The sequence below is a fragment of the Rhodococcus sp. BE178 genome, from assembly GCF_050433545.1.
Classification (GTDB): Bacteria; Actinomycetota; Actinomycetes; order Mycobacteriales; family Mycobacteriaceae; genus Prescottella.
Genome location: NZ_JBNPXA010000013.1, coordinates 161,360 through 187,598 on the forward strand (window position 1 = coordinate 161,360; position 26,239 = coordinate 187,598).

A 26,239-nucleotide genomic window follows, 5' to 3' on the forward strand; every position below is an offset into this window, starting at 1 on the left:
ATGGCTGCGGACTCGGATGCACAGGCAGTGGGTCCTCTCGGAATCGAATTTCGGTTCGGGGTTCGTTCGGTCGTGTCCATCCTTGCGGACGGAGACCGACGTGTCAGATTACCGGCGGCGGCGCCACGGGCACGACCCACCATGTTCGGTACACACCGGTTACGTGGGAATCGTCACCCCGACGGGCGGGACGCGGCCCGGACGGTGTCAATCGGCCTGCAACACCAGCCGCCGACCCGGGTCCGGTGACAGCGGAACGCTGTCCCGCTGCAGGAGCCACGACGCGATGTTGTGGAACAGCGGCGCGGCCGACTGTCCCCCGCCGCCGTCGATACCGCGGACGGGCGCGTCGAGCATGATCCCGATGACATAACGCGGATCATCCGAGGGCGCGATGCCCGCGAAGGTGATCCAGTAGTTGGAGTTCGAGTAGCACCCGCAGGCAGGGTCGACCTGCTGCGCGGTACCGGTCTTGCCACTGATCTGGTAGCCGTCGACGCCCGCCTGCGGCCCGGTGCCCTGCTGGTAGCCCATCGGGTCCTTCTGGGTGACCGACCGGAACATGTCACGAGTGGTACGCGCAGTCTGCTCACTTACCACCCGCACCGGTTCGGGGCGTTCGGTCTCGATCCGGGAGCCGTCCGGCGCGAGGGTCGACTTGACGATCCGTGGAGCGATCCGCTCGCCGTCGTTGGCGATCGCCTGGTACATGCCGGTCATCTGCAGAAGCGTCATCGACAGCCCCTGGCCGATCGGCAGGTTGGCGAACGTACCGCCGGACCAGTCGTCGAGGTCCGGGACGTTGCCGGCGCTCTCGCCCGGCAAGCCGACGTCGGTGCGCTGGCCGAGTCCGAACTTGTGCAGCATCTCGGCGTAGCGCTCCTCCCCGACCCGCTCGGCGAGCATCAGCGTGCCCACGTTCGACGACTTACCGAAGACGCCGGTCGAGGTGTAGGGCGCGACGCCGTGCGCCCACGCGTCCTTGACCGAGACACCGGCCATCTGGATCGAACCGGGGACCTGGAGCACTTCCTCGGGGGTGGTCAGCCCGTACTCGATCGCCGCGGCCGCGGTCACGATCTTGTTGACCGATCCCGGCTCGAACGGCGAACTCACGGGCAGGTTGCCCATCTGGGCGGTGCGCGGGTTGTTCCCGACGCCGATGGCCGGGTTGAACGTGCCGTCGTTGGTCATCGCGAGGACTTCGGACGTCTTCGCGTCGAGCACCACCACGGATGCGTTCTTCGCACCCGACAGGTCCTTGGCCTGCTGCGTCTGCTGCTGCACGTAGTACTGCAGGTCGGAGTCGATGGTGAGTTCCACGTTGGATCCGTCCACCGCGGGCTGCAGATCTCGTCGACTGCCGGGGATGACCGCACCGTCGGACCCGCGGTCGTGCGTCTCGGAACCGTCGTTGCCGGCAAGCGTCGAATCCATCGACTCCTCGAGCCCGAGCAGTCCGTGTCCGTCCCACCCGGTTGCACCGACGATGTTCGCCGCTAGCGAACCACCCGGGTACTCGCGAATGTCCTGCCGCTCGAGTCCCACTTCCTCGAACTCGTCGGCGATGTCCGCCGCCACCGCGGGATCGACACTGCGGGCCAGGTAGACGAACGTCTCGTTGCTGCGCAGCTTGTCGAGCAGTTCGCTCTCCGAGACCGTGTCGCCGAGCCGCTCGTGAATCCCCTTCGCGATCTCCTTCAGCCGGGTGTCCGGATCGGGAGCGGTCTCGCCGGTCTCGTCCTTGGCACGCTCCTCCTCCATCCGCTTGCGCTCACGCACCGGCTGGAACGTCAGCGCCTTGGCATCGAGAGCGTAGGCCAGCTTGTTGCCGTTCCGGTCGAGGATCGCACCCCGAACCGCCGGGAGGGTGACGGTCGTCGTGCGCTGATTCGCGGCCTCCGCCGACAACCGGGGCGCGTCGATCCCCTGGACCCACAGCAACTGCACCGCCACGACCCCGAGTGCAACGAGCATCGTCGCGCGGCCGTACTTGAGACGGAACCCGAAGGAATCGGTGCGCCTCGCGGCGGGCTTACGCCCCCGCGATCTCCGCGGCGGTGCGGGCCGACGCGGACGTGAGGCGGGAGTGCGTCCACCCACCGACGTCACTGCCGAGCACCCGCCGGGGGTTGAGTGATCACCGTCACAGGCGTCAATTGTTCACCGCGAGCCTGGATCCGGCCGTCGTTGACGGGCGGCGGCGTGGCGGCGGGAGGCGCGGTCGTGGGGGCAGGCGGCGTCGCCCGAGGCGCCGCCGGCTCGGCCACGGGCGGAGGCGTCCGGTCCAGCGGAGCGACCGGCTTACCCTCGGCGGGCTTCGGAGTGCCGATCACCTCGACACTGCCGTCGGTGGACACGACCAGTCGCGCTGGATCCTTCACCGGGATCAGCCCCTGCTCGGCAGCCTTCTCCGCGAGCACCGGCGCCGAGTTGCCCGCCGCGACGTCACGCTGGAGCGCCGCCGTCCGCTCGCGCAGGCCCTGGTTGTGAGCGCGCGCGTCCGCGAGCTGGTACGAATCCTCGGCGGACCGTGTCGTCAACAGCAGAGTCGTCGCGAGACCGAGGCACAGCAGGCCGATGATGGTGGCCACGAACGGGATCCGGGCCACGATCGCGCGCGGCGACGACGCCGGAGTCGACGCCGTCGAGGTCGGCCGGGCGCCGCCCACGACGGATGCCCGCTGCTGCCGGCGCTCGTATGCCTTCTGCGCCGCACTGGACCGCCGGACACGCGCGGACCCGATACCGGTGGACGTCATCCGAACCGTCATGTCAGTCACGCTCCAGCCCTCCTGGCGATTCGTTCCGCTGCCCGCAGACGCACGGGCGCTGCTCTCGGGTTGTCTTCGATCTCCTGTTCGGACGCACGTTCCGCTCCTCTCGTGAGGATCCGGAACTCCGGCCCCATACCCGGCAGTTCCACCGGGAGGCCTTCAGGCGTCTTCGACTTCGACAGTGGCGTCAGCTCCTGCTTGACCACTCGGTCCTCGAGCGACTGGTACGACATGAACACGACCCGACCACCGACCGCCAACGCGTCGAGGGCAGCGGGGATCGCGGCTCGCAGCGAATCGAGCTCGCCGTTGACCTCTACCCGAAGTGCCTGGAAGGTGCGCTTCGCGGGATGGCCACCCGTGCGGCGCGTAGCTGCCGGGATGGCGTCGTAGATGAGCTCGACCAGCGCGGCGCTGGTGGTGAACGGCTGCTTCTGACGACGGCGTACCACCTCGGAGGCGATCCGCCCCGCGAAGCGCTCCTCGCCGTACGTGCTCAGGATGCGCGCCAGCTCGCCGTGACTGTAGGTATTGAGCACCTCGGCCGCGGTGATCCCCGTCGTGGGGTTCATCCGCATGTCCAACGGCGCGTCGACCGAGTAGGCGAATCCGCGCTCGGCCTCGTCCAGCTGCATCGACGAGACACCCAGATCGAACAGGATGCCGTGCACCGTGCCGATCGAGTCCAGGCCGGCCTCCTCGAGCGCGTGGACGATGCCGTCGTAGCGCGTGTGCACGAAGGTGGTGCGGCCCGCATAGGGGGCCAGGCGCTCGGACGCGATGCGGAGCGCCTCGGGGTCACGATCGAGCCCGATGAGATGCAGGCCGGGATAGGTCCGCAGGAAATGCTCGGAGTGCCCACCCAGACCGAGTGTCGCGTCGATCATGACCGCGCCCTCGCCGAGGGGGTTGTGGGCTGTGAGTGCCGGCCCGAGAAGGTCGTCCGCGCGGTGCAGCAGCACCGGGACATGACCGAACTCGCCGGGGACGGACCGGGTGTCGTCCTCGCCGTCGACCATGGTTCCTCCGGCTCCTGCTCGATGCTGTGGGGCTTGCACGTGGTTGGGGGTCCGAAGAGGTGGTTCGGCGGGCTGTCGTCGACTGATGCGCTGCAACGAAACTCGCGAACGTCACTCTCCGGGAGAGCGAATGCCTCGAGGTCCCTGTCCGATCGAGGAACCTGGCGCTGGGGAAGTGCGTCAGGGTCCCGGCGGTGAACCTGGCGCTGGGGAAGTGCGTCAGGGTCACACTCGGGCAGAGGCCTCGCGGCACTCGCCTGTGGCGTCGGTGGGCTAGAAGATCCCCTCGAGCGCCTCGTCTCTGGCTTGTGAGTAGCTTTCCTCGTGCTCCGCGACGTAGGACTCCCATGCCTGGGCGTCCCAAATCTCGAGGAAGTCGACCGATCCGATCACCACGCAGTCCTTCGACAACCCCGCATAGCGACGATGGTCGGAAGACAACGTGATCCGTCCCTGGGCATCGGGATGCTGCTCGTCGGTTCCCGATGCAAGCGCACGCACGAATGCGCGAGCCTGCGGATTGCTTCGGGAAGCCGCTGACGCACGACGCGCAAGCGCGGTGAACTCCTCACGGGGGTACACCGCAAGGCTGTGGTCCTGCCCTTTAGTGACCATCAACCCTCCCGCCAACGCGTCCCGGAACTTCGCAGGCAACGTGAGTCGCCCCTTGTCGTCGAGCTTCGGCGTATAGGTACCGAGAAACATCTCGACACCTCCCGCCGGGGCCCTGTGGCGAACGTGTGGTCGATACCGGCCGGTATCGCCCTGCATTCTGGCGGGTCACTCACGCGATCCGCTGCGCACCACATTACCCCACTTTCCTCCACTTTCAATCCGATCGGGGGGCCGATTTGACATCTGCGCGCGAATAACCGCAGATCACCGGGCATGGCTCGAAGTGGGGCGTTTCCGCCCACGTGATCGCAAACACGAGAGCCTCCCCGGCCCCGACGGAGGGCCCGCACTCGGCCGGCCGAGAAAACCCCAGTTCAACGCTCCGCCTCCCTGCGATAGCAGAACCTCGGATCGAACCCACCGGCGGCAGGAGCAGGCAGTGGGGACATGTGGGGGCAACGTGTGGGGAACTGTGGGTGAGGCGGGAGGGATCGGCCACAGACCCACACGGACCGACACGGCCACCGCGGACGCGCCGACCGCACGAAAAACGGCGATGGCGCGACCTTTGCGGTCGCGCCATCGCCGTTTCGAGAGCCTGGGCGTTTCTGACGCCGGAAGCTACTCCTGTTCGAATCTCCTGCGGAACCGATCCTCCATCCGGGACGAGAATCCGCCGCCGGACTTCTTGCCTCCATGAGGCTTACGCGGATGCGATCCTCGCGCACCCGGCCCTTCACCGGACGGGTCGTCCCCGTCGGGTACCGCTGCCAGATGCCCCTTCCCTCCACCGAACAGGAAGAGCACACCGGCACCGAACATAACGACGAACCCGATCACACTGACGATCGGGAATCCGCCCAACCACAACACATCCAGAGCCACGCCCGCGATGAGCAGGACGAGACCCAACGCAAAGAGGGCCACCGCCTGCAATCGACGTTTTCCAGCGGGGGCACGCATTCGCCCGCCCCTCACCGTGGACGCGAACTTGGGATCCTCGGCGTAGAGAGCGCTCTCGATCTGATCGAGCATGCGCTGCTCGTGCTCGGAGAGTGGCACGGTACCTCCCCCGGCACTAAGAGTTGGCACCTCGCCGCGGTGCGGAGAGGTGGGTAACGGACTAGCGGTTACCTGAATTCAATAATACGAGGAGAGTCCTCCTCTGACCACCTACTCCGTCGACGAGTTCCCACCGAATCGGCGACAATCCGGTATGCCCCACCAGAAGGGCCCGTGAACGTGTCCGGAATCACCGCATCCACGCTACGCCGAGAGCCCGGAAACAGCGCCCCGATTCGTCGCCCCGAGGCGATCCTCGACCGCAGTGAGGAACCTCCCCACCTCGAAATAGAACGCATCCGCATCCGCATCCGTCACGGTTCGCGTCACACCGGCTTCGATCGAGGCCCGGAGCGCGGAATGCTGGGCGAAGTAGTCGGCCCACTCCACGAAATCCGGTGCCGCCCGCGCCATGAGGACCCAAGCGCTCCGGGACCGAGGCCGCCTCGCCCGACCGGAGTTCGCCGCCCCTTCCACCCCGGCGAGGACCGCAGCAGCACCACGGAGTGCCCCGAGGTACGCACAACGGAATCGTTCCGCAGCCTGGACCGCACCCGCCGCCTCCGACAGCAGACCGTCCGCGCGACGCAACAACGCGACCGCAGACATCGGAGCCGACACCGGCCCCGCCGGCCCGACCGGTGAACCCGACACGGCAGGACGCCCGGACGATCCACAACCGGTCGTCGCGATCCTCGACCGCCCGGACATCGACCGCCGCTTCGGCACCGCCTCGCGCTCGACCACCTCTTCGGCATCCGCAGCTCCGACAGCACCGACAGCACCGACACCCCGCGCAACTTCAGGCACGACCTTCGACATGACTTCGAGCACCTCCCAACGCTCCGAAGTTCGGGACCGCCGATCCGGTGATGTTCGCTTCCCTCGAACATCACCGGATCGGCCATATCGAACATGCGTTCGACCTATTCAATATAACTGGCCCCACCGACATGTCGTCAAGAGAGAAGGGTGAGCCCGCGCATGGATGCGAGCACCGGCGAGAGCCCCGACACGAATCCGGAGTCCGCTCCGGTCGTCGTGGACCTGTCGGTATCCGACATGCGTGCCCGGCTTCCCGAGGCGCTGTCGATCTATGTGGCGGCCATGGGATACCCCCGCGGAACCGAGTACCACCGCGCACCCATGTGGACCGAGCACATGCAGCGAGCCGGATGGCGCGCGGTCGGCGCGGTACAGGCCGATCCCGAACTCCCCGACCGCCCGGCACCGTTGGTCGCGATCGCCTACGGCTATCGCGGCGCCCCCGATCAGTGGTGGCAGCAGCAGGTGCGGCACGGGATGCAGGCGACCGGGTGGAGCCGGGAGCAGATCTCGTACGTTCTCGGTAGCTACTTCGAGCTGACCGAACTGCACGTCCATCCGGACGCGCAGGGACACCGCCTGGGCGAGCGACTGCTCCAACGCCTGCTCGCCGACCGCCCGGAGCGGGGCGTACTGCTCTCCACCCCAGAGGTGGACGACGAGGACAACCGGGCCTGGCGCCTGTACCGGCGCACCGGGTTCCGCGACGTCGTCCGCCACTTCACCTTCGCGGGCGATCGCCGACCGTTCGCTGTTCTCGGACGGGGGTTGCCGCTGTGATGCCGGAGTTCACGAGAGCCGCTGACGCTCGACTCGACGCAGTGGTGGTCGGTTCGGGCCACAATGCCCTGGTCTCGGCCTGCTATCTGGCCCGATCGGGATGGTCGGTGGAGGTTCTCGAACGGGACACCGTCGTCGGTGGCGCCGTCTCGACGGTCGAGCGGTTCCCGGGACACAAGGTGGATCGCGGGTCGTCGGCGCACATCATGATCCGGCACACCGGGATCATCGAAGAGCTCGACCTCGCCGCGCACGGACTGCGCTACATCGACTGCGACCCGTGGGCGTTCGCCCCGGCGCCGGCGGGATCGGACCGACCGGGAATCGTCTTCCACCGCAGCCTCGATCGGACATGCCGATCCATCGAGGAATCGTGCGGTGCGGCCGATGCGGACGCCTACCGACGTTTCGTCCGGACGTGGGGGCCGCGGACCGAGCGCGTGATGCGGGCCTTCGCGGCGCCGCCCACCGGAGGACACCTGCTGCGGTCGTTCTGGGGCCTCGACACGTCCGGGGGCGGCAGCGAGATCTCCCGCGAGTTCCTGACGTCGGGCGATGCGCTGCTCGACGAGTACTTCGACAGCGAACCGCTCAAGGCGGCACTCGCGTGGTTCGGTGCGCAGTCGGGTCCGCCGATGTCGGAGCCGGGAACCGCGCCGATGGTCGGGTTCGCGGCGCTGATGCACACGCTGCCACCCGGTCGAGCGGTCGGCGGCAGCGGCGCGCTGACGGCGGCGCTCGCCGCCCGGCTCGCCTCGGACGGTGGAACGGTCACGCTCGGTGACGGCGTGACCGAACTACGCAAGGACTCCGACGGCTGGACCGTGGTGACGGAGTCCGGACGTCGGATCCGTGCCCGCCGAGTCGTCGCCGGCTGCCACGTGCTGACCACTCTCGATCTGCTCGAACGCGGCGGCTACGACCGCGCGACACTCGACCGCTGGCGTCGCCGGATCCGGGTGGGGCCCGGCATCGGCATGGTGCTGCGTCTAGGGACCGACGCGCTGCCGTCGTACCCGAGCGCGCCCTCCGATGCGACGGACGCGACCGCGACATCGGGCCTGCAACTCCTCGTCTCCGACCGGGCCCAGCTGCGGACGGCGCACGGAGCCGCCCTCGCCGGCGAGTTGCCCCCCGAACCGGCGGTGCTCGCGATGAGCTTCAGCGGCATCGACCCGACGATCGCCCCCGCCGGCGAGCACCAGGTGACACTGTGGTCGCAGTGGCATCCTTACGCGTTGTCCGGCGGCCGCAACTGGGCGGATCTCGGCGAGAGCGAGGCCGATCGCATCGTCGCGAGTGTCGACGCCCTCGCACCCGGCTTCGCCGACAGCGTGCGTCACCGACACATCCAGACACCTGCGGACATCGAACGCGAGATGGGTCTGATCGGCGGCAACGTGATGCATGTGGAGATGTCACTGGACCAGATGTTCATGTGGCGTCCGATCCCCGAGCTGTCCGCGCACCGGGTACCGGACGCGGAGAACCTGTACCTCACCGGAGCGTCGACCCATCCCGGCGGTGGCGTGTCCGGCTCGAGCGGACGCAGCGCGGCGCGGGTCGCCCTGTCCGACGCGCGCGGTGGTCGACTGCGACAGGCGCTCCGCAAGCCCTTCCGATGAGCCCCCCGAACACAGTCATGCTGCGCGCCTCGGTGGCGCTCGCCGTCGCCGCGGTCGCCGCGCAGATCGTCTATCCGCTGGTGGACGGCCGATCCCGGGACGTGGTGACGGTCGCCGTGGTCGCGCTGCTGGCCGCCGCTTCGATCGTGCACGCCGTGGCCGTGCGCGGCGGACGGTGGGCCGCCGGGATGGTCCTGGCGACGGCCGGGGTCGGTCTGCTGTCCGAGGTGGTCGGAACCGCGACGGGCATCCCGTACGGCTGCTACGAGTACGCCACCGGACGGCTCGGCTGGGCCGTCGCCGACGTGCCGCTGGTGGTCCCGTTCGCGTGGACGGCGGGCTTCTACCCGGTGTGGTGCGTCGCGTCGCGACTGACCCGCGCGCGGCTCCCCCGCATCGTCCTCGCGACGATCGGCGTCGTCGGCTGGGACCTGTATCTGGACCCGCAGATGGTCGCCGACGGCCAGTGGCGCTGGTGCGTCACCGATGCCGGGCTGCCCGGTGTCGAACACATTCCGCTCACCAACTACGCGGGCTGGGTCGTCGTCGCCCTCGCGATGGCGGTTCTCGTCACCCTCCTGGACGTGCTCGACCGTCGTCCCCGAACGACGCCGCTCCGGCACGACGCGGTGCCCACCGCACTGTTCCTGTGGACGTGGCTGGGCTCGGCGCTGGCCCACGCGGTGTTCCTCGACGCACCCGAACTGCGGTACTCGGCCGTCTACGGCGCGGTCGCGATGGGCGTACTGGGGGTGCCACTGCTCGTGGTTCTGGCGCGCACACGCCGGAACGAGCTGGACAACACCCCTACCGCCTGACACGAATACCCGTGCCTGGCACGATGACCCCTGTGCAGCCGTCCACGCCATCGCCATCACGTACCCGGTTCCGTCGCCTGTTCTCGACCGCGGCACTCGCACTGATCACGGTGCCGCTGCTGGCGGGGTGTCTGCGTGTGCAGGTGTCGATGGGCGTGTCGGCCGACGACAAGGTCTCGGGGCAGATCGTGGCAGCCACCGTCCCCAAGGACGAGAACGACAAGGGTCCACAGCTGACCCCGCCCCCGTCGCTCGCCAACCGGATCCGGGTGCAGGAGTACCAGAAGGACGGGTACGTCGGAACCGAGGCGTTCTTCAGCGGACTGTCGTTCGGCGACGTCCAGGATCTCGGTGGCATGTCGGGGCAGACCGACGGTGCCCTGCAGTTGTCGCTGCAGCGGGCCGGTGATCTGGTGAACCTCAGCGGTCGGATCGATCTCGAGAACGTTCCGGCCCAGGGCACCGACGTACAGTTCACGATCGCCTTCCCGGCCCGGGTCGCCACGACCAACGGCACTCGCGAGGGCGATTCGACCATCACGTGGAAGCTCCCGGCCGGCGAGGTCAGCACGCTGCGCGCCGAGGTTCGCTACGCCGATCCCAAGACCCGCAGTTTCGCCGGATGGGCGGGTATGGCGGCCGGCGTCACGATCGCCGTCGCGGCGATCGTCGGTGTGATGGCGTGGGCCACCCGCAACCGCAGAACACCGTCCGGGCCTCGCCGCGAGGAGCCTCTCGAGACGTCGACACGGTGAGCCTTCGATAGTGGTTCCACCGTTCGAACCGCTCGCCGTCGCGACCCGCGCGGGTACCGGGCTCGCGCTCGCGGCGGCCGCCGTCACGGCCGCGAACGTCGCCGGGTTGCCCCGACTGCACGCCGAACCGGTGACCGAACCCGTGACGGTCCTGGTGCCGGCCCGGAACGAGGCACACCGGATCGCCGGTCTCCTCGAGGATCTACGCGGCCAGACCCTCCTCGGCACGCTGCGCGTGATCGTCCTCGACGACGACTCCACCGATGCGACGGCACTGGTCGCCGAACGCGCCTTCGACGGCGACAGCCGCTTCGCGCTGATCCGAACCACGCAGGCCCCGCCACCCGGATGGTTGGGCAAGACCGCTGCCTGCCGGACCGCCTCCGAGCACGCGGCCCGACTGGTCGATCCGCGACGGCCGGGTGTGCTGGTCTTCCTCGACGCCGACGTGCGACTGGCCCCGGACGCCCTCGCGGCCGCCGTGACGGAGTTACGCCGCACCGGCGCCGACCTCGTCTCCCCGTGGCCCCGTCAGGAGGCAGTCTCGGCCACCGAACGCATCATCCAGCCGCTGCTGTGCTGGTCGTGGTTCTCGATGCTGCCGGTGCGCGTCGCCAACGACAGCCGCCGCCCGTCGACGGCGGTGGCCTGCGGGCAGTTCCTCGTGTTCGACGCCGCGGCCTACTTCCGGATGGGCGGGCATGCCGTCGTCGCCGACAGCCTCACCGAGGATCTCGACATCGCCCGGGAGCTGCGCCGGCGGGGCGGACGGACCGCGGTCGTGGCCGCGGAGGACAAGGCGACGTGCCGGATGTATGTCGGCCCCGCCGCGCTGCGTGCCGGATACACCCGCTGGTTGTGGACGGCGTACGGCTCGGCCGCCGGATCGACGGCGGTTGCCGCGGCGGCCGCACTGACCTATCTGGTGCCGCCGGCCGCGATGCTGTTCGGGCGCGGCAACACCCGCCGGTGGGGCGCTGTGGGCTACGCCGCAGCCACCGCCTCGAGACTTGCTGCGCGCACGGTCGAGACCGGACGACGACCCCGGGTGGGCGACCTCCTGGACGCGGCCGCCCACCCGGTGTCGATCGTCGGCCTGATCGGCCTCACCGTCGCCTCCCACCGGGACCGCCGACGTGGCGGACTGCGGTGGAAGGGCCGGGCGATCGGCTAGCCCCGTACCGTGGCAGCACTCGGCGTTCGCTAGCCGTTCGCGATCACCGCGGCGACCTCCCTCGCGAGGGCGCGTTCGCCGTCTGCATTCGGATGCACCGGCACCGGCTGCGCGGAGTAGACCAGCGGCTCGATCCACCGCTCCCCCACCGGCTTACAGCCGTCGTGCCCTTCCGATACCCGGGCCATGTCGACGAACGACGTACCCGTCTCGGCGGCCGCTCGCGCGATCGCGTCGTTGAGCGTCGCCTGGAGATCACGCAGATACGGGACGTCGCCCTGCGCGATCGGGAACTGCGGAAAGCAGCCTCCGGTCGCCGGCAGCAACCACGGGTACCCGACAACGACGACATGGGCTCGCGGGGCGCGGGCATGTACGTCCTCGAGCGCTTTGACGAGCGCCGGGTAGGTCTGGCTGGTGATCGGTTCGAACAGGCCCGCGCCGTATCGCGACTTGCACGGGTCGAAGGCGCCGGGACTGACCGCCCAGGCACCGATACAGGTCGCCATGGCGCCGGCAAAGGTGTCGTTGTTGTTTCCGCCGATCATGACGGTCACGAGCTCGGTCGACGGGGACAGCGCGTCGAGTTGGGCCCGGGTCCCCGGATACTGTGGTTGGTAGAAGTCCCCGGTCTTGGCGCCGCCGCAGCTGACGTCGGTGAGCCGATAACCCGATTCGGCTGCCACGATGTGTGCGAAGTTCTGTTCGGACTGCCAGCACTGCGGCAGCTGTCCGGACGCGATCGGAGCGACGCCCGATCCCGCACTGAAACTGTCGCCGAGATTCACATACTCGGTACCGCCGGGCAGCGCGGCGGCCGGCGACGCCAGGGCGACGGCGTGAGCCGCCATCCCTGACGCGGCCGCCAGCACGGCCGCCATCGCCTTCCATCGTCTGCCCGTGATTCTTGTTGCCATAATGCGTCTCCCCCAACTCGGATGCGATCGGCCGGAAGAACCGATCGGGTGGACTCGCGCGCACCGGCTGCCGCCCCAGATGATGGCCGCATACGGCATACAAACGTTCTGATCGCAACGCCTGGCAAGGAACTGGTGGAGCTGGACCGGACGGCTACTCCATCGTCTCGATCCGCAGAGTGACGGGGCAATCCCCGGACGACCGGCCGACCTGAAGGTCGTACGCCCCGGGTTGGTAGGCCCACGAGCGGCTTTCCTCGTCCCAGATCTCGAACGCCCGGCGGGGCAGGGTGATCGTCGCGGTGACGGCGTCGCCGGGCGATGCCTCGACGGTCGCGAAGCCCGCGAGCGCCCGGGCCGGCCGGTCTGCGTGCGCCTCGACCGGCGCGAGATAGACCTGCACGACCTCGCGTCCGCGCCGGGATCCGGTGTTGCGGACGGTCACGGTGACGGTGTCCGCGTCCCGCTCGACGCCCTCGTACGCCCAGGTCGTGTAGCCGAGGCCGTGCCCGAAGGGATACGCGGGCTCGACGTCGGACCGATCCCACGCGCGGTAACCGATGAACAGGCCCTCGGCGTAGGCGAGCTTGCCGTCGACAGGGGTGACGTCGGTGACCGGGCAGTCGGCGAGCGTGGCGGGCCAGGTGGTCGGCAGCCGGCCGCCGGGCTCGGCCACACCGGCCAGCACGTCGGCCAGTGCGGCGCCGGCCTCCTGCCCGGGGAACCAGCTCAGCAGCACCGCCACGACCTCGTCGCGCCACGGCATCTCCACCGGCGAACCGGCATTGACGACGACGACGGTTCTCGGGTTGGCCGCGGCCACACGGGCCACCAACTCGTCTTGACGACCCGGCAGCTTCAGCGTGGTGCGGTCGAAGCCTTCCGACTCCACCTTGTCGGTGGTGGCGACGACGACGACGGCCACGTCCGCCTCGGTGGCGGCGGCCACGGCCTCGGCCATGAGCTCCTCGGGGTCACGCTGCGGCTCGAGGTGTCCGAGACTGAAGCTGACGATGGCGATGGGAGAACCCTCCATCTTCATCGGGGTGTACCGCAGGACCACCTTGACCGTCCGGCCCGCCTCGAGCTCCACGACGCCGCGGTCCTTCGGCGAGCCGAAGAGCATCTCGAACGGGTCGAAGCTCTCCAGCGCCTGGTCGCCCTCGAACAGCGTCTCGCCGTCGACGGTCAGGGTGAACTGGCCGATGCCCTTGGTGCCGAAGCGGTGCGGGCCGGACTGCTCGGGCGTGAAGGCGCCGATGATCTCGATGGTCTGCAACGCCTCGTAGTCGATGCCCTCGGGGAGGTCGCCCATCCACATGATGTTGCCGTTCGCCAGCGGGAGCTCGCGCTGCAGCGAGCCGTCGGCGGCGTAGCAGCGGGCGCGCAGCTCGAATCCGTGGTCGGCGACGCCCATCTCGTCGCTCAGCGCCGTGCCGACGCTGTAGCTCAGCTTGCCGTCGGGCAGCGCGGCGGTCAGCCCGGCGAGGGGGGAGACGACAGCCTCGGGGAAGACCATGGCGGATCCTCCGCCGAGCACGCGGGCGTCCCGCGCGGCCAGGCCGATCAGCGCGACGGTGGTCTCGGCAGGGTCGATCGGCAGCACCGGGGCGGCGTCGACCTCGGCATTGCGGGCGAGCACGAAGGAGCGCCGGGCGACCTCGCGCGCGATCTCGCGGCCGTCGACCGCGGCGGGGAACTCGGCGACCGCGGCCGGGGCGCCCTCGAGCAGCCCGACACGCGCCGCGAGCAACAGGACGTGACGCACGGCCTCGTCGACGACGGACTCGTCGACCTCCCCGTCCCGGACCGCTTTGACGAGGAGCTCGCCGTAGACGGACACCGGGCCGGGCATCGCGACGTCGAGGCCGCCGAGGATCGCGCCCACCGTCGAGCGGGTGCCCATCCAGTCGGAGACCACGATCCCGTCGAAGCCCCACTCGTCGCGGAGGACGCCCCTGAGCAGTTCGGTGTGTTCGCTCATCGTGGTGCCGTTGACGCCGTTGTAGGCGGACATGATCGCCCACGGTCGGGCATCCTCGACGATCGCCTCGAACGGCGCGAGGTAGAGCTCGCGGAGGGCCTCCGGGGAGACGATGTTGTCGACACTCATCCGGTCGGTCTCGGCGTCGTTGGCCACGAAGTGCTTGACGGTGGCTCCGACGCCGCCGGACTGCACGCCGCGGACGAAGCCGGAGCCGATCGCGCCGGTGAGCAGCGGATCCTCGGAGTACGCCTCGAAGTGCCGGCCACCGACGGGGGTGCGGTGCATGTTCACGGTGGGAGCGAGCAGCAGGTGCACGCCCTTGCGGCGCGCCTCCTGCGCGAGCAGCGTCCCCGCCCGGGCGATCAGCTCGGGATCCCAGGTCGCGGCCATCGCGGTCGGCGAGGGCAGCAGGACGGACGGGTCCTCCGGACCCCAGCTGGCCCCGCGCACGCCGACAGGGCCGTCGGACATCACGACGGAGCCGAGACCGATCTCGGGGAGCGGCGGCAGGGTCCAGATGTCCTGCCCCTGGAGCAGTCGCGCCTTCGCGTCCAGATCCAGCTTGGCGAGCGCCGATTCGACGGCCTCGCGTACGGCTTCGTTCTCCATCGTGAATTCCTTTGTCATCGAACGGTTTCAGCAACCAGCGAACCGCGTCCACCAGAATGAAACCGGTTGGCGAACAAGTCGATTCGCCGATCCCGGCGAGGATGCGGCCGACTGGGCAGCTGGGTGGCGCCACAGCGGTTCGATACTGACACGATCACCTAATGAGTGATAGGCGTTGATATGAAAACGTTATATTTAGCATCGACGGGGGCCGTGGTGCCGATGAGCAACCGCGCGAGAGGTTCGCGTCAGCGTCGGCCGGTGCCGTCCTCGGAACGATCACCCAGGGCGAGCAGCGCGACGAAGTTACGGAAGGCAGCGGGCATGTCGACATCCTCAGGAGCCAGGAGCCACTGGATCTGCATGCCGTCCAAGACCGCGATCAACAACGGCGACGCCTGTTCCGGCGTGAGACCACCGGGCAGTCGATCGCCGAACTCCCGCCGCAGCAACTCGGCGAAAACCTCACGCGCACCGGCATAACGCTCAGTGAAGAACTCCCGTGCCGGATGCTGGCCGATCGCACTCTCCGCCGCCAACGCGGTGAAGGTCTGGACGACACCGGGACGTTCGGCGTTGAACTCGACAACCTGCTCGAGGTGCGACAGGCGCGCATCCGTGGCCCCTGCGAGGAACGCAGCGACATCCCACCGGTCGCGAGCCTCGAGCACGCCGACCAGGAGGTGTTCCTTACTGGGGAAGTAATGCAGAAGACCGGGCTGGGTCAGCCCGACGCGTTCCGCCACGGCAGCGAGCGTCGTTGCCCGATAGCCACGCTCGGCGATCACCGTCATCGCCGCGTCGAGGATGGCCTCACGCCGCGCTTCCGCCCTGGCCGCCCGCCCGCCCCGCTGTCGCTCCGTCACGGTACGAGCCTAGCGACGGCGGCGTTCGACTCACTTGGCGGCCGCGAATGACGGCAGTATTATAACGATACCATCACAAAGCCTAATTCCTGCTAGGCGCGATGCCTACCCTCTCGACCTATGACACGTCGCTTGCGGAAAAGTCTCGTCGTCCTCGTCACCGCGATCACGGCAGTGGTCGCCGCCGGCACCACCGCACAAGCGGGTGGGATTCCCACGTCGGCCGCCGGGCCCACGAAGACCGTCGAATCCACGTACTCCGACCGCGGACCGTGGGAGGTGACCACGCAGAAGGGCTTCGGCTGCTGCGACTCCACCGGCGCCGGGTTCGATGTCTGGTACCCCACCGACCTCGGCGCGAACGGGGAGCGGCACCCGATCATCACCTGGGGCAACGGCACCTTCGCCCACCCGCACCAGTACGACTATCTGCTCTCGCACCTGGCGTCCTGGGGCTTCGTGGTGATCGCGGCCGACAACACCAACACGGGCTCCGGCCGGGAGATGCTGGAAGCGGTGGACTTCCTCCGGCGCCAGGACGGTGATCCGTCCAGCGTCTTCCATCAGAAGCTGGACACCGACGCCGTCGGCGCGATGGGGCACTCCCAGGGCGCGGTCGGCACCCTCAACGCGACCGCGCACTCCGGCGGCACCGTCAGGACCGCGGTCCCCATCGAGCTCCCCGGCCAGTACATGTGCACGCTCGGGTTACCGAAACCGGAGGGGATGACGACTTGCACGGACCCCCGGGAGCTCACCACCGGCTCGGTCTTCTACGTCAACGGCTCCGACAGCCCGATCTCGCCGTCCACCCAGCCGCTGCCGTGGCAGATGATCGGCATCCAGTCCGCACAGGCCTACTACGAGGCGACTCCGGAATCGTTGACCAAGGTGCGGGCAACCCTGAACGGCCCCAACCACAACGACATTCAGGGCCAGCCGGGCTGCACCCCGGACAACCGGGGCTGTGTGAACGGCGTGACCGGCTTCCTCGGCTACCTCACGGCCTGGGTCATGGACCGACTGCAGGGTGACACCCGGGCGCACAGCGCCTTCGTCTCGGGAACCGGCGAACTGTTCGGCGACCCCGACTGGAGCAATCAGACGAGCAACATCACCGGATGAACCGACGGGTGAGAGCCGGGCGACTCCGCGGCCGGCACTCACCCAATGGGCGGACGCGTCCGGCCCGTCATACCGACGTCGAGGCAGACATTCCCAGGTTCGCCAGCACCTCACCGGTGGCCCGCGCGAAGTTGAGCGTGATGAAGTGCAGGCACGGCGCGCCCTCGGCGATCAACCGCTCGCTCATCTCGGTCGCGACCTCGATACCGATCTCACGCACCGCGGCACGGTTCTCCTCCGGACCGTCACCCGCAGCCCGGGTGAGCCGCTCCTCCAGCGCGGCCGGCAGCTTCGATCCGGACAGCTCCAGGCTGCGACGGGCCGAGCGCAGCGACGTGATCGGCATGATCTCGGGGATGATCGGCTTCTCGCCCTGCTCGGGGTCGTACGCCACGACGCGGTCGCGCAGTCGCAGATAATCGTCGACGTCGAAGAACATCTGGGTGATCGAGTACTCGGCGCCGGCCCGCAGCTTGGACACGAGGTACTTCGTGTCGTGTTCGAGGTCGGGCGCCCGGTAGTGGCCTTCCGGGAACGAGGCCACACCCACATGGAAGTCGCCCATGTCGCGGACCAGACGGACCAGTTCCTCGGCGTACTCGACGCCGTCGGGATGCTTGACCCACTCACCCAGCGGATCACCGGGCGGGTCGCCCCGGAGCACGAGGATGTTGCTGATACCGCGATCGGCGTAGGCGCCGCACATCGCACGCAGTTCGTCGATGCTGTGCCCCACCGCGGTCAAGTGCGCCACGGGGAGCAGCGTGGTGTCCTCCGCGAGCCGGCCGGTGACCCGGACGGTGCGATCGCGTGTCGAGCCGCCCGCGCCGTACGTCATGGACACGAACGCCGGTCCGAGTCGCTCGAACTCGCGGACCGCGCGCCACAGACGCGCCTCGGCGTCCGCGTCACGCGGGGGCGAGAACTCGACTGAGAAGGGGATCCGACCACTCTTGGAAGCTTCCGACGAGCTGATCCGGTCCACGATCGATGGGGTCTGGGTCTCCCAACCCGCGCTGTTGCGCCCCCGAACGGCATCGAATGTCACCGATCCAGCATAGGTTGGCCTCCCTGTTTCACCCGCATCGAGTGGGGTCCGTACCGGCAGCCTCGGCATCCGAGCGACCACTATGGTGGTGTCGAGGCTTTGCGCCACGGTCGCCGCCGCGCGCCGGTCCGTACTCAACTTGGAGGCTGTCCTGTCCGCTGGAGCCGGCGAGTCCACTCGCCCTTCCCGGTCCACCCCACCGCTCACCGATCTCGTCGAGGGTGCGCTCCGCGATTTCTTCGCGTCGCGGGCCGACACGATCCGTTCGGTCGGCGGCGGCTACGAGAACGCTGTCGCGACCCTCGAGAGCTTCGTGCTGCGCGGCGGCAAGCGGGTGCGTCCGGTCTTCGCGTGGACGGGCTGGCTCGCAGCCGGTGGCGACCCCGAGGGCGCGCAGGCGGACGCGGTACTGCGGAGTGCGTCGGCACTGGAACTGGTGCAGGCGTGCGCACTGGTCCACGACGACATCATCGACGCGTCCACCACGCGTCGGGGGTTCCCCACCGTGCACGTCGAGTTTGCCGATCAGCACAGCGCGCAGCAGTGGAGCGGCGGCAGCGCGGAATTCGGCCGGGCCGTCGCGATCCTGTTGGGCGATCTGGCACTGGCCTGGGCCGACGACATGGTCCGCGAGGCCGGGCTCGCGCCGGAGACCCTCGCCCGCATCTCCCCCGTGTGGTCGGCGATGCGGACCGAGGTCCTGGGTGGTCAGTTCCTCGACATCAGCGACGAGGTGCGCGCGGACGAATCGATCGAGGCCGCGCTGCGCGTCAACCGCTTCAAGACGGCCGCGTACACGATCGAACGCCCGCTACACCTGGGTGCGGCACTGGCGGGGGCCGACGACGCCCTGGTCGAGGCTTACCGCCGGTTCGGCACCGACATCGGCATCGCGTTCCAGCTCCGCGACGATCTGCTCGGGGTCTTCGGCGATCCCGAGGTCACCGGCAAGCCCTCCGGCGACGACCTGCGCGCGGGCAAGCGCACCGTGTTGTTCGCGGAGGCCCTGCAGCGCGCCGACGCCACCGATCCGGCGGCCGCGGCGCTGCTGCGTGAGTCGATCGGCACCGACCTGTCCGATACGCAGGTCGCGCGGCTGCGCACCGTGATCACCGACCTGGGCGCCGTCGACGACGCCGAACGTCGCATCTCCGAACTCACCGCCGACGCACTCGCGGCGCTCGACGGCAGCACGGCCACCGACGAGGGCAAGCGGCGACTGCGGGAGATGGCGATCGCCGTCACCCGCCGGGACGCCTGATCGCCGTGGGTGTGCGCACCGTTCCGGGCGCCACCGACCGGGTCGTGGTGGTCGGCGCCGGGCTGGCCGGGCTGGCCGCCGCGCTGCATCTGCGGGGGCGCGGCCGGGACGTGACGCTGCTCGAGCGTGACGACCGTCCGGGCGGGCGCGTCGGAACGTACCGGGGCCCCGGGTACGTGATCGACAGCGGCGCCACCGTGCTGACGATGCCCGAACTGGTGCGCGACGCGCTCGCCGCCGTCGGCGCGGACTTCGACACGACGACGCCGCCGCTGCGGTTGCATCGGTTGGCTCCCGCGTACCATGCGCGTTTCGCGGACGGCTCGACGATCGACGTGCACTCCGACCCCGAGCGGATGGTCGCCGAGGTCGCCCGGGTCTGCGGACCGGACGAGGCACGCCGCTATCTGGATCTGCGCCGGTGGCTGGCCCGGGTATTCGACGCCGAGTTCGACACGTTCATCGACGCCAACTTCGACTCACCGCTGGATCTGTTCTCCACCCGGAAGTCGGCGACCGATCTGGCGCGCCTGCTCGCGGCGGGCGGCTTCGGCCGGCTCGGCGGTCAGGTGGCCCGGCGGGTCACCGATCCACGGCTGCAGCGGATCTTCACGTTCCAGGCCCTGTACGCGGGTGTGGCGCCGGCGAAGGCGCTCGCGGTGTACGGCGCGATCGCGCACATGGACACCTCGCTCGGGGTGTCGTTCCCCGAGGGCGGGATGCGCACCATCGCCGAGTCGATGGCCGACGCCTTCACCTCGGCCGGCGGCACCCTGCACCTGGGCACCGAGGTGACCCGCATCGAGCGGTCCGGTGACCGGGTGCGCACCGTGCACACCGCCGACGGTCGTTCGTTTCCGTGCGATGCGCTCGTCCTCACCCCCGACCTGCCGATCGTGGACGACCTGCTGGCGACCCGACGCGTCCGTCGTCAGCGGATCTCGCCGTCGGCCGTCGTGCTGCACGGCACGGTCCCCCGCGTCACCAGCACGCGGTGGGGTGCGCCACACCACCACACGATCGACTTCGGCGCGGAGTGGGAGCGCACGTTCGCCGAGATCGCGGCGCGGCCCGGACGCGGCCGCCTGATGAGCGATCCGTCCCTGCTGATCACCCGCCCCGCGGTGACCGATCCCGGGCTGATCCTCAACCGTGACGGCGTCGAACACGAACCACTGTCGGTGCTGGCGCCGTGCCCGAACCTCGACAGCGCCCCGCTCGACTGGTCGGCATTGACCGACGCGTACGCGAGCGAGCTCCTGCAGACCCTGGAACAGCGCGGATACCACGACATCGGCACCGACTATGCCGTTGATCACATCGATACGCCTGCCACGTGGGCCCGTCAGGGGATGGCGGCCGGGAGCCCGTTCGCTCCGGCCCACATCTTCCGGCAGACCGGGCCGTTCCGGCGCCGCAACCTGGTCAGACGGCCGGCGAACGTCGTTCTGGCGGGATCCGGAACGACACCCGGCGTCGGCGTCCCGACGGTTTTGATCTCGGGCAAACTCGCCGCCGAGCGCGTGTGCGGACGGCCGAAGCCGGTGCTTGCCCGATAATTGCCGCCGACGCACTAAACTGACTACCCGTCCCATGCTGTCCGACCGTCACGACGCGGCCGGATATCACCGAACGATCCTTCCGGGGAGGAACCTGCACCGATGTCGGCCTCTTCCGGAATCCACGACGCTGCCGTTACCGAGCGGTCCTGGCTGCGTTCGAGCGCCGATTATCTGCGCACCCCCGAGGGACATTCGACGGTTCTCGGTTTCGTCGGCGCCCTGATGATCACGTTCGGCGGCTTCGGCGCCGGCAGCGTCCGTCGGCACGATCCGCTGCTCGAGGATATGAGCCTGTCGTGGCTGCGCTTCGGTCACGGCTACGTCCTGTCGACGATCGTCATCTGGGGCGGCGTCCTGGCGATGATCACCGCGTGGGTGCGCCTCGGCCGAGCCACGATCAAGGGCAGTGTCGGCCTCCGAGCGCTGACGTGGACGGTCCCGGTGTGGACCGCGCCGATGCTGCTCGCGGTCCCGATGTTCAGCCGGGACGCGTACTCCTACCTGGCGCAGGGAGCCCTTCTGCGGGACGGCTTCGATCCGTACGCGGTGGGACCCGTCGTCAACCCGGGCATCCTGCTCGACAACGTCAGCAACGTGTGGACCACCACCACCGCACCGTACGGCCCGATCTCACTACTGCTCGGCCAGGGCATCACGACCATCACCGGTGACAACGTCGTCGCGGGCACGATGATGCTGCGTCTGACGATGCTTCCGGGTCTGGCGCTGATGGTGTGGGCGCTGCCCCGGCTGGCCCGTCAGCTCGGCGGCAACCCGGCGATCGCGCTGTGGCTCGCTGTCCTCAACCCGCTGGTGCTGATCCATCTCATCGGTGGCGTCCACAACGAGCTTCTGATGGTCGGCCTGATGGTCGCCGGCATCACTCTCGCGCTGGATCGCAAGCATGTCGCGGCTGTCGCGATCATCGCACTCGGCGTCGCGGTGAAGGCCATGGCAGGGATCGCGCTGCCGTTCATCGTGTGGATCTGGATGATCCACGAGCGCGACAAGGCGCTGGCCGAGGGCCGTGAACCCGCGACACCCCTGGCGGCCTTCTTCAAGACCGCGGGCACCGGGTTCGCGGTGTTCGTCGCGATCTTCACCGCGGCCTCGGCGGCCGCCGGTGTCGGGATCGGGTGGCTCACCGCGCTGTCCGGCTCCGCGAAGATCATCAACTGGCTGTCGCTGCCGACGTTCCTGGCGCACATCGTCACGGTGAGCAGCGAGCTGCACGCCGGTCAACCGGCCCTCGAGATCACCCGCATGATCTGTGCGGTCGCGCTCGTCGCAATCCTCGTCGCGGTGTGGTGGCGGTTCCGCAAGACCGAGCGCGACGCAGTCATGGGCATCCTCGTCGCCCTCGTCGCGATCGTCGTCCTCTCCCCCGCCGCACTGCCCTGGTACTACTCGTGGCCGCTCTCGATCGCCGCCGGCTTTGCAATGTCGACCCGAACGCTGCAGATCCTCGTCGGTCTGTCGACGTGGCTCATGCTGGTGTTCCAGCCGGACGGGTCGATCGGGCTCTACACGTTCTTACACGTCGCGCTGGCCACCTTCGCCGCTGTCGTGGCTGCGGTGTCCCTCAGGACCGTCGACCCGCTGCGTCTGCGGTCGGTGTCCGACAAACCCCGTGCCGCGGCCGCGGCGGCCGCGGTGGCGGCTGCCGCGGCCGCGGCGGCCGCGGTGGCGGTCGACGAGATGACCGACGCCGCCGAGCAGCGCTCGTCGGTGACCCGACCAGCAGTGTGACCCGACCAGCGCTGTGATCCGAGCAACCCCCACGGACGACCTCGCCGCGGCGTACCGGCACTGCCGTCGGCTCGCCGCCGAGCACGGCCGCACCTACTACCTCGCGACCCGCCTGCTGCCGCCGGAGCGACGGCCCGCCGTCCACGCCCTGTACGGGTTCGCGCGCACGGTCGACGACGTCGTCGACGTCGACTGCGCCGGCCGGCCACCGGCCGAGCGTGCGGCAGCGGTCGACCTTGTCGAGTCTCGTCTCGACGATGCACTCGCCGGACGCCCCGTGGACGATCCCCGCACCGGTGCGGTCGTCACGGCCCTCGCCGACACGATCCGCCGCTACGACATCCCGGTCGCCCACTTCCGCTCGTTCCTCGACTCGATGCGGATGGACATCCCGGGCACGCCGACGTACCGCGCGAACTATCCCGACATGGACGCGCTGCGGCGGTACATGCACGGATCGGCCGCGGTGATCGGCCTGCAGATGCTGCCCGTCCTGGGCACCACGACATCCCTCGCGGAGGCCTCGCCCCGGGCGGTGGCGCTGGGCGAGGCCTTCCAGATGACCAATTTCATCCGCGACGTCGGCGAGGATCTCGACCGTGGGCGGGTGTACCTACCCGCCGACACCTGGACCACGTTCGGGGTGGACGAGGAACTGTTGCATCGCTGTCGGCGCACCGGGACGGTCGACCCGCGGCTGCGGCGGGCGCTGGCCCACTTCACTGCCCTGACGCGAGCGCTCTACCGGCAGGCGGAGCCGGGACTGGACATGCTCGAGCCCCGTGTCCGTCCGGGGATGCGCGCCGCCTTCGTGCTGTACTCCGAGATCCTCGACGAGGTGGAGGACAGCGGGTTCCGAGTCCTCGACCGGCGCGCGACGGTTCCTCGGCACCGACGGCTGGCGGTTGCGTTGCCGCTGCTCGCGCGAACGCTGACCGTGCGGGACCGCTGACGACACAGCGCACCGGGTCCGGGCCGCGGACCTACCCGCGACCCGACCCGGCCGGAAACTCAGAACGCCATCGACTGTGCGCGGCGGACGACCTCACGCGCCAGGTCACCGTGCATCGCATCGATGGGCGTACCGGGCAGCGAATCGTCCTCGGCGAACAGCCACCGCATGATTTCCTCGTCCTCGTAACCGCCGTCCTTGAGCACGCGGATCAGTCCCGGCAGCAGACGGACGGGCTGTCCGTCGTCGCCGAAGAACGCCTCCGGAACGCCGAGGACGCTGTCACGGCGAACCGCGATCAGCTCGTGGTCGCGCAGCAACTGGTGCACGTGGGTGACGACGAGACCCATCTGCTTCGACACGTCTGCCAACTGCAGCAGAGAGATCGATCGGTCCAACACGTCATCGCAGTAAGGGATAGCACTCACTCCCGTAACGTTATCGGGTCCGCACCGCGGCTTCGACCACGGTCCCTTCGTGGGGACAGGGACGGTGACGCGGGCTGACTACGATCGAACTGAATCTGTGGAAGGAACGAGGGGGCGCGAGCTTGAATCCCGGAGGTCGACGACTGATCGGTGTGGTGCTCGATCGGCGCTACCGCATCGATGCACCCATCGCGCGCGGCGGCATGTCCACCGTGTACCGCGGCATGGACCTGCGTTTGGACCGACCGGTCGCGATCAAGGTGATGGACCCACAGTTCGCCGCCGATCCGCAGTTCCTCGCGCGCTTCGAGTTCGAGGCCCGCGCGGTAGCCCGGCTCAACCATCCCGGGCTGGTCGGCGTCCACGACCAGGGCAGCGACGGCGAGCACGCCTTCCTGGTCATGGAGCTCGTCGAGGGCGGCACGCTGCGCGAGCTGTTGCGCGAACGCGGCCCGATGCCCCCGCACGCCGCCGCTGCCGTCGCCCGACCTGTTCTCGAGGCCCTCGCCGTCGCGCACCGCGCAGGCCTGGTCCACCGGGACATCAAGCCCGAGAACGTGCTCATCTCGCACTCGGGGGACGTCAAGATCGCCGACTTCGGTCTGGTGCGGGCGATCGCCGCGTCGAACACGACGTCGCGCAGCGTCATCCTCGGCACCGCCGCCTACATGTCCCCCGAGCAGGTCACCACCGGCACCGCGGACGCCCGCAGCGACGTCTACGCGGCCGGGGTGCTGATGTTCGAGATGCTGACGGGTACGACGCCGTTCACGGGCGACACGTCGCTGTCGATCGCCTACCAGCGCATCGACAACGACGTTCCCGAACCCGGCAGTGTCATCGACGGCGTTCCGGCGGAATTCGACGACCTCGTGGTCCGCGCCACCGAGCGCGATCCCGAGGAACGTTTCGCCGACGCCGGTGCGATGGCGGCCGAGTTGCGCTCGGTGTGCACACAGCTGCAGTTGCCGTCGTACCGGGTTCCGGCTCCGCGTCGGACGGCACAGCAGTCCGGCTTCCCCACCGCCGCCACCACGCGCACCCCGCACGATGCCGCGGGGCCGCCCGCACCGGCACCCGCGCCGTCCGAGAATGCGACGACCGTGATGTCCGCGCCGACGGAGGGTCCGCAGTCGGGCATCCAGCACACCAAGGTCGTCACCACCGCGACGCCGCGGCTGCCGGAGAGCCCGCCCGAGAGCGAACCACCGGCCGAACACGGCTTCGGGGACATCGACGCGCAACGGCGCCGGTCCCGCCGCACGGTACTGGTGTGGCTGCTGGTGATCCTGCTGGTCGCGGCCGGGCTCGGGTTCGGCGGCTGGTGGCTGGGCTCGGGTCGCTACGCCGCGATACCGGCGATCGACGGCCTCGACACCGCGGGCGCCACAACCGCGATCGAGGCCGCGGGGCTCTCCACACAGACGCGGGGCGAGTACTCGAACACCGTCGCGGTCGATGCCCTGGTCGGCACCGATCCGGCCGCGGGCGCCAAGGTGCCGCGCGGATCCGACGTGACGCTGTTGGTGTCGCTGGGCCGTCCCACGGTTCCCGAGGTCAGCGGTCGCGGCGATGTCTCCGCGGTCGAGACGTCACTGCGTGAGCGCACGTTCGCCCCGGTCGACGGCGGCGAGGCGTTCAGCGCGCGCGTTCCGGTCGGTGGCATCGCCGCGCTCGAACCGGCCCCCGGCACGATGCTCGACGTCGGCTCCCAGGTCCGGATGATCCGGAGCAAGGGCGCGCCGCCGGTGGACGTCCCGAACGTCTCCGGGATGTCGGAGGACGCCGCCCGCCAGGCCCTGGACTCGGTGGGCATCACTGTCCGCGACGTGCAGCAGGTGTTCGACGCGAATGTCGACGCCGGAGACGCGATCGGCACCGACCCCGCGGTGGGCACGAGCGTCAAGGCTGGGTCGAGCGTCACACTGCGCGTCTCCAACGCGGTGAAGGTGCCGTCGATGCTCGGACGCACCGTCGGTTCCGCGAAGTCGGAACTGGCCCGCCTGGGCCTGCAGTACGAGGTCCGTCAGGTGGCCGGGTCGGACCGCTCGCTGGTGATCTCGCAGAACCCGGGTTCGGGTGACCGGGTGGCCCCCGGCGGCACCGTCACGCTGATCTCCTTCCCCTGACCCGTCCCCCTGTATCCCCCGAGAACGGCTGAAGGGTCCCCTCGTGCGCTGCGGGCGCAGGTGAACTGCTCCCCGGAAGTTGGACTGAGAAATTCAGTTCCGACTTCCGGGGAGCAGTTGTATGAGGCCGACGAGTTCACTGTCCGAGGACCAGCG

22 protein-coding genes are annotated in these 26,239 nt (G+C 69.3%); 11 read left to right on the forward strand and 11 right to left on the reverse strand.

What is annotated here, in order from left to right; translation table 11 throughout:
* Positions 1–207: 207 nt before the first annotated feature.
* The 6 genes from J2X34_RS21200 to J2X34_RS21225 all read right to left on the reverse strand — a co-directional run bounded on the left by J2X34_RS21200 (position 208) and on the right by J2X34_RS21225 (position 6,295).
* Complete coding sequence (locus J2X34_RS21200) at positions 208–1,977, reverse strand: peptidoglycan D,D-transpeptidase FtsI family protein (RefSeq protein WP_429519652.1); 1,770 nt, start codon at positions 1,975–1,977, stop codon at positions 208–210.
* Positions 1,978–2,108: 131 nt separating this feature from the next.
* Entirely contained in the window at positions 2,109–2,774 is a 666-nt protein-coding gene (locus J2X34_RS21205) for a hypothetical protein (protein ID WP_429519687.1), read from the reverse strand.
* 5 nt (positions 2,775–2,779) lie between these two features.
* Positions 2,780–3,796 carry a 16S rRNA (cytosine(1402)-N(4))-methyltransferase RsmH gene (rsmH, locus tag J2X34_RS21210; protein ID WP_429519654.1) on the reverse strand — a complete coding sequence of 339 codons (1,017 nt, stop codon included), beginning with the start codon at positions 3,794–3,796 and terminating at the stop codon, positions 2,780–2,782.
* Between the two features lie 273 nt (positions 3,797–4,069).
* Positions 4,070–4,501 (reverse strand): division/cell wall cluster transcriptional repressor MraZ, encoded by a 432-nt coding sequence (gene mraZ / locus J2X34_RS21215; RefSeq protein WP_114719283.1) that lies wholly within the window; start codon positions 4,499–4,501, stop codon positions 4,070–4,072.
* Between the two features lie 531 nt (positions 4,502–5,032).
* Positions 5,033–5,473, reverse strand: a complete 441-nt coding sequence (locus tag J2X34_RS21220) for a DUF3040 domain-containing protein (protein WP_114719282.1) — start codon at positions 5,471–5,473, stop codon at positions 5,033–5,035.
* Between the two features lie 204 nt (positions 5,474–5,677).
* Complete coding sequence (locus J2X34_RS21225) at positions 5,678–6,295, reverse strand: SAV_6107 family HEPN domain-containing protein (RefSeq protein WP_429519657.1); 618 nt, start codon at positions 6,293–6,295, stop codon at positions 5,678–5,680.
* 162 nt (positions 6,296–6,457) lie between these two features.
* Between J2X34_RS21225 and J2X34_RS21230 the strand changes: the two genes are divergently transcribed.
* From J2X34_RS21230 to J2X34_RS21250, 5 genes are read left to right on the forward strand one after another with little or no spacing between them, the layout of a single operon-like run.
* A complete protein-coding gene (locus tag J2X34_RS21230) occupies positions 6,458–7,078 on the forward strand; it encodes a GNAT family N-acetyltransferase (RefSeq protein WP_429519659.1) in 621 nt (206 codons plus the stop codon).
* Positions 7,078–8,703: a phytoene desaturase family protein gene (locus J2X34_RS21235; protein WP_174914791.1), complete on the forward strand. Its 1,626-nt coding sequence runs from the start codon at positions 7,078–7,080 to the stop codon at positions 8,701–8,703. Before J2X34_RS21230 ends, J2X34_RS21235 begins: the two co-directional genes overlap by 1 nt.
* On the forward strand, positions 8,700–9,521 hold the full coding sequence (locus J2X34_RS21240) for a carotenoid biosynthesis protein (RefSeq protein ID WP_114719279.1): 822 nt from the start codon (positions 8,700–8,702) through the stop codon (positions 9,519–9,521). Before J2X34_RS21235 ends, J2X34_RS21240 begins: the two co-directional genes overlap by 4 nt.
* A 32-nt stretch (positions 9,522–9,553) precedes the next feature.
* Positions 9,554–10,276 carry an LppM family (lipo)protein gene (locus J2X34_RS21245; protein WP_174914792.1) on the forward strand — a complete coding sequence of 241 codons (723 nt, stop codon included), beginning with the start codon at positions 9,554–9,556 and terminating at the stop codon, positions 10,274–10,276.
* Positions 10,277–10,286: 10 nt separating this feature from the next.
* Complete coding sequence (locus tag J2X34_RS21250) at positions 10,287–11,450, forward strand: glycosyltransferase (RefSeq protein ID WP_429519662.1); 1,164 nt, start codon at positions 10,287–10,289, stop codon at positions 11,448–11,450.
* Between the two features lie 29 nt (positions 11,451–11,479).
* On the opposite strand, the gene J2X34_RS21255 is transcribed toward J2X34_RS21250, so the two are convergent.
* The 3 genes from J2X34_RS21255 to J2X34_RS21265 all read right to left on the reverse strand — a co-directional run bounded on the left by J2X34_RS21255 (position 11,480) and on the right by J2X34_RS21265 (position 15,829).
* A complete protein-coding gene (locus J2X34_RS21255) occupies positions 11,480–12,367 on the reverse strand; it encodes an SGNH/GDSL hydrolase family protein (protein ID WP_429519664.1) in 888 nt (295 codons plus the stop codon).
* A 154-nt stretch (positions 12,368–12,521) separates the two neighbouring features.
* A complete protein-coding gene (locus J2X34_RS21260) occupies positions 12,522–14,963 on the reverse strand; it encodes a glycoside hydrolase family 3 protein (RefSeq protein WP_429519666.1) in 2,442 nt (813 codons plus the stop codon).
* Between the two features lie 248 nt (positions 14,964–15,211).
* Complete coding sequence (locus J2X34_RS21265) at positions 15,212–15,829, reverse strand: TetR/AcrR family transcriptional regulator (RefSeq protein WP_217487137.1); 618 nt, start codon at positions 15,827–15,829, stop codon at positions 15,212–15,214.
* A gap of 120 nt (positions 15,830–15,949) precedes the next feature.
* On the opposite strand from J2X34_RS21265, the gene J2X34_RS21270 reads away from it, so the two are divergent.
* Positions 15,950–16,954, forward strand: a complete 1,005-nt coding sequence (locus tag J2X34_RS21270; protein ID WP_429519668.1) for a hypothetical protein — start codon at positions 15,950–15,952, stop codon at positions 16,952–16,954.
* A 67-nt stretch (positions 16,955–17,021) separates the two neighbouring features.
* Here J2X34_RS21270 and metF read toward each other — a convergent pair whose 3' ends face one another.
* Positions 17,022–18,002: a methylenetetrahydrofolate reductase [NAD(P)H] gene (metF, locus tag J2X34_RS21275; protein ID WP_429519670.1), complete on the reverse strand. Its 981-nt coding sequence runs from the start codon at positions 18,000–18,002 to the stop codon at positions 17,022–17,024.
* 139 nt (positions 18,003–18,141) lie between these two features.
* Between metF and J2X34_RS21280 the strand changes: the two genes are divergently transcribed.
* The 4 genes from J2X34_RS21280 (at position 18,142) to J2X34_RS21295 (ending at position 23,526) form a co-directional block, all read left to right on the forward strand.
* Positions 18,142–19,263 carry a polyprenyl synthetase family protein gene (locus J2X34_RS21280; RefSeq protein WP_429519671.1) on the forward strand — a complete coding sequence of 374 codons (1,122 nt, stop codon included), beginning with the start codon at positions 18,142–18,144 and terminating at the stop codon, positions 19,261–19,263.
* Positions 19,263–20,822, forward strand: a complete 1,560-nt coding sequence (gene crtI / locus J2X34_RS21285; RefSeq protein WP_429519689.1) for a phytoene desaturase family protein — start codon at positions 19,263–19,265, stop codon at positions 20,820–20,822. Before J2X34_RS21280 ends, crtI begins: the two co-directional genes overlap by 1 nt.
* 102 nt (positions 20,823–20,924) lie before the next feature.
* The gene (locus J2X34_RS21290; protein ID WP_429519673.1) at positions 20,925–22,574 is read left to right on the forward strand and encodes an alpha-(1->6)-mannopyranosyltransferase A; all 1,650 of its coding nucleotides are present in this window, start codon (positions 20,925–20,927) and stop codon (positions 22,572–22,574) included.
* 16 nt (positions 22,575–22,590) lie between these two features.
* Positions 22,591–23,526, forward strand: a complete 936-nt coding sequence (locus J2X34_RS21295; RefSeq protein WP_429519691.1) for a phytoene/squalene synthase family protein — start codon at positions 22,591–22,593, stop codon at positions 23,524–23,526.
* A gap of 59 nt (positions 23,527–23,585) precedes the next feature.
* Here J2X34_RS21295 and J2X34_RS21300 read toward each other — a convergent pair whose 3' ends face one another.
* The gene (locus tag J2X34_RS21300) at positions 23,586–23,954 is read right to left on the reverse strand and encodes an Rv2175c family DNA-binding protein (protein WP_114719270.1); all 369 of its coding nucleotides are present in this window, start codon (positions 23,952–23,954) and stop codon (positions 23,586–23,588) included.
* 122 nt (positions 23,955–24,076) lie between these two features.
* Here J2X34_RS21300 and pknB point away from each other — a divergent pair, with 122 nt between their 5' ends.
* The gene (gene pknB / locus J2X34_RS21305; protein WP_429519675.1) at positions 24,077–26,083 is read left to right on the forward strand and encodes a Stk1 family PASTA domain-containing Ser/Thr kinase; all 2,007 of its coding nucleotides are present in this window, start codon (positions 24,077–24,079) and stop codon (positions 26,081–26,083) included.
* Positions 26,084–26,239: the final 156 nt, after the last annotated feature.

Coding starts and splice junctions, on each gene's coding strand:
- J2X34_RS21205 (WP_429519687.1), bottom strand. CDS start 2,774: ATGACGGTTCGGATGACGTCCACCGGTATCGGGTCCGCGCGTGTCCGG.
- J2X34_RS21240 (WP_114719279.1), top strand. CDS start 8,700: ATGAGCCCCCCGAACACAGTCATGCTGCGCGCCTCGGTGGCGCTCGCC.
- J2X34_RS21200 (WP_429519652.1), bottom strand. CDS start 1,977: ATGCTCGTTGCACTCGGGGTCGTGGCGGTGCAGTTGCTGTGGGTCCAG.
- J2X34_RS21225 (WP_429519657.1), bottom strand. CDS start 6,295: ATGTCGAAGGTCGTGCCTGAAGTTGCGCGGGGTGTCGGTGCTGTCGGT.
- J2X34_RS21260 (WP_429519666.1), bottom strand. CDS start 14,963: ATGGAGAACGAAGCCGTACGCGAGGCCGTCGAATCGGCGCTCGCCAAG.
- J2X34_RS21270 (WP_429519668.1), top strand. CDS start 15,950: ATGACACGTCGCTTGCGGAAAAGTCTCGTCGTCCTCGTCACCGCGATC.
- J2X34_RS21230 (WP_429519659.1), top strand. CDS start 6,458: ATGGATGCGAGCACCGGCGAGAGCCCCGACACGAATCCGGAGTCCGCT.
- J2X34_RS21235 (WP_174914791.1), top strand. CDS start 7,078: ATGCCGGAGTTCACGAGAGCCGCTGACGCTCGACTCGACGCAGTGGTG.
- J2X34_RS21255 (WP_429519664.1), bottom strand. CDS start 12,367: ATGGCAACAAGAATCACGGGCAGACGATGGAAGGCGATGGCGGCCGTG.
- mraZ (WP_114719283.1), bottom strand. CDS start 4,501: ATGTTTCTCGGTACCTATACGCCGAAGCTCGACGACAAGGGGCGACTC.
- J2X34_RS21290 (WP_429519673.1), top strand. CDS start 20,925: ATGTCGGCCTCTTCCGGAATCCACGACGCTGCCGTTACCGAGCGGTCC.
- rsmH (WP_429519654.1), bottom strand. CDS start 3,796: ATGGTCGACGGCGAGGACGACACCCGGTCCGTCCCCGGCGAGTTCGGT.